Genomic DNA, 2,908 nt, shown 5'->3' with positions numbered 1-2,908 from the left:
TGGGTGCGCAGCTGTGTGCCGCCGCGGCCGCCGCCGACGAGGACCCCCGGCGGCGCCTGTTCGCCCTCTGCCACGCCTACCTGGGGTTCGCCCAGGACCATCCCGAGCGCTACCGCACCATGTTCGGTGGCCTCTGGATGCCCGCACTGCAGGGCACCTCCGTGACGGCCGACGACGTGGAAACCCTCGGCGACGCGTGTCTGGGCCTGATCTCCGAGGCCCTGGACGACTGCGTCGCCGCCGGCCGGGCCGTCAGCTCCGACGTGTCCGCGGACACCGTCGCACTGTGGCTGGGTCTGCACGGGCTGGCGCATCAGCGGGCCGTGACGGTCGCCTTCCCGTGGCCGCGGGACATCGCCGACCGCATCATCGGCGCGCTGGCGCACCTCAAGGCCGAATGAGCCGGGCCGGGTGTGATCACGCCTGCGACCCGCCGTCGTACACGCCGCCGCTCAGCCCCGGGGACGACGGAAGCGCGGGCCCGATCCGCTCGGACCCGCGCTTCAGCTCAACCCGATCAGCCGTGCGTGACGCACTTGTTGGCGCTGTTGGACCACAGGCCCTGGAGGTCGAAGGTGCCGGTGCTCAGGGTGACGTAGGCGTCGAGGTTCTCGCACTCGTCGCCGATCTCGCCACCGCCGCCGTTCCAGCCGATGCTGGGCCAGAAGTCGGTGACGGTCTCGGCGTACTCGTGGGTCTCGGTGGACTCGATGCCGGAGAGCAGACGGCCGTCGGTGAAGGTGGTGCAGGCGCCGGCGCCGTTGTCGGGGATGTACGGCAGGTTGGTGTAGGCCAGGGTGCCGTAGGAGCTGCTGGTCTTGTCGTGCCAGGCGCAGAAGCCGGAGTTGGGGAAGCCGTCCGGGTGGGTGCCGGTGGCGGAGACGACCACGTACTGGGCGTTGAGGTTGGGCGCCTGGGTGGTGTTGCCGAAGTGGGCGGCGGCCTTGCCGGCCTCGGCGGCGATCTGGGTGGTGGTCGCGCTGGTGGGCGCGGCGGCGGAGTTGTCGAACCAGACGCCGGCCAGCGGGGAGGAGGCCGGGTGCTGGACGTGGACGCCCTTGGTGCCGCAGGTGGTGGTGCCCCTGGCGACGCCCTCGCAGTACTGGTCGAGGATGGTGCCCCAGGTGTCCTGGCTGCCGTAGAGGCCCTTGAACATGTTCTGCATGTCCGGGGCGACCCCGGCCGGGTCGGATGACCACTGCGAGCCCCAGAAGACCAGGTACACCTTAGGGGTGGGGGACACCACGCCCTGGGTGGCGTTGGAGCGCACCGACAGGGTGTTGTTGGTGGTCGCGGCCGACCGCAGGGCGGTGCCGGGGTGGAGCGGCTTGAGCCCGAAGTGGGCTGGGGCCGGGGCGGGTTGCGCCGAGGCTCCGGTGGCCAGCGTGGTGGTGCCGAAAGCGGCCAGGGCCAGCGCGGTGAGGGTGTGGGCGACGGCCTTGAACGGCTTGCGCATGCGTCTGCTCCCGAGTGTGAGGGTGTGGGAGGTTTGTGAGTGCGTTGTTTGAGCGCCGACACCTCACCAGCTCGGCCGCCGGTCGGTCCAGATGCCGGACACGGCGGAGGGAAGCCTTTGCCGTGCTCATACCAAGTCCTTGTCGGGGGACTCGGGGAGCCAGGGGAGCCAGGGGAGCCAGGGGCCCCGTGGGCCGGAGTCGGGCCTGGCCGACGGGTGGCACTACGATGCACAGCGGCACGTACCGGCCGATCGACGGGGGTTTTTGATGACGGGTCAGTGGCAGGAGCTGGGCACGCCCGGCGGGATCGAGGCGTATGTGCACCGCCCGGCGGGCGAGGTGCGCGGCGCGGTGGTGGTCTGCTCCGAGCTGTACGGGGTCAACGCGTACCTCCGGGGCGTCTGCGCCGAGTTGGCGGGCCTCGGCTACGTGGCGGTGGCGCCGGACTTCTACTGGCGCGGCGCCCGCCGCACCGAGCTCGGGTACAGCGCCGAGGAGCGCGAGGCGGGCCTGGTACTGATGCGCGCCCTGGACCGCGACGAACTGGTCGCCGACGCCGCCGAAGCGTTGGCCGCGGCCCGCGGCATGGCCGACGGGCGCGGGGTGGCGTTCCTCGGGACGAGCATGGGCGGGCACATCGCCGTGCGCGCGGCCACCGAGCTGCGCTTCGAGCTGGCCGCGGTGTTCTACCCGGGCTGGCTGCTCAACTCCGGTTTCCCGCTGGTCGGTCCGGTGCCGCCGCTGGAGACGGCCGAGCGGATCGCCGCCAACGGCGTGTACCTGCTGGGCTTCTGCGGCGAGCTGGACCACATCCTCCCGCAGGAGGAGTGGCAGGAGGCCGAGCGGCGACTGACCGGGGCGAAGGTCGAGTACGAGCTGATCACGTACCCGGGCGCCCGGCACGGCTTCGCGGCCGACCGCCCGGAGGACCACGACGCCGACGCGACGGCCGACGCCTGGCGGCGCGTGCACGAGGCACTGGCGCGTCACCTGTAGGTCGGGGACCCATGGAGCGGAGCAGCGGTGAAACGAACTGCTCCGCTCCATGGGCGCGGGCGCGTGCGCGCGCTACGCTTCCCCGGCACTCGTTGACGGGGGAAGACGATGGACAAGCGGTACACCGAGCCCAAGTACGCCACCGCTCTCAGAGCCGGGCTGGAACTGGTCGGCTGGATCGGGCTGCCGATCGCGCTCTGGCCGCACTCGATCCTGCTGGCGATCGGTGTGGACGTCCTGCTGATCGGTGTTCCGGCGGTCCTGCAGACACCGGGCGACAAGCCGGGCACGGTCATCGCGGTGCCCGGCTGGGTCACCATCGTGATGGTGCTCGCCGAACTCGCCGGCGCGGTGACCGCCGCCCGGCTGCTGTTCCCGACCTGGGCGGCGGTGCTCGTCGGCCTGCTCGCGCTCACCTGCTGCGGCACCGAACTGCCGCGCTGGCGCCGCCTCCT

4 protein-coding genes are annotated in these 2,908 nt (G+C 72.0%); 3 read left to right on the top strand and 1 reads right to left on the bottom strand.

Features of this window, described 5'->3' with window-relative positions; genetic code table 11:
• The coding region (locus ACFQ87_RS35745; RefSeq protein ID WP_380615088.1) for a TetR-like C-terminal domain-containing protein at positions 1-401 on the top strand (401 nt) is incomplete at its 5' end.
• Positions 402-517: 116 nt separating this feature from the next.
• Here ACFQ87_RS35745 and ACFQ87_RS35740 read toward each other — a convergent pair.
• Positions 518-1,456, bottom strand: a complete 939-nt coding sequence (locus ACFQ87_RS35740) for a hypothetical protein (protein ID WP_380615087.1) — start codon at positions 1,454-1,456, stop codon at positions 518-520.
• Between the two features lie 268 nt (positions 1,457-1,724).
• Here ACFQ87_RS35740 and ACFQ87_RS35735 point away from each other — a divergent pair, with 268 nt between their 5' ends.
• Complete coding sequence (locus ACFQ87_RS35735) at positions 1,725-2,453, top strand: dienelactone hydrolase family protein (protein ID WP_380615085.1); 729 nt, start codon at positions 1,725-1,727, stop codon at positions 2,451-2,453.
• A gap of 108 nt (positions 2,454-2,561) precedes the next feature.
• A partial coding sequence (locus tag ACFQ87_RS35730; RefSeq protein WP_380615084.1) for a hypothetical protein occupies positions 2,562-2,908 on the top strand: 347 nt, incomplete at its 3' end.

Source organism: Kitasatospora sp. NPDC056531 (genome assembly GCF_042794375.1).
Classification (GTDB): Bacteria; Actinomycetota; Actinomycetes; order Streptomycetales; family Streptomycetaceae; genus Kitasatospora.
The sequence above is the reverse complement of the archived record's forward strand: the minus strand, read 5'-3'. Positions and strand labels throughout refer to the sequence as shown.

What these genes read in the sequence shown, in the direction of transcription:
- ACFQ87_RS35740 (WP_380615087.1), bottom strand. Translation starts at nt 1,456, where the DNA reads ATGCGCAAGCCGTTCAAGGCCGTCGCCCACACCCTCACCGCGCTGGCC.
- ACFQ87_RS35735 (WP_380615085.1), top strand. Translation starts at nt 1,725, where the DNA reads ATGACGGGTCAGTGGCAGGAGCTGGGCACGCCCGGCGGGATCGAGGCG.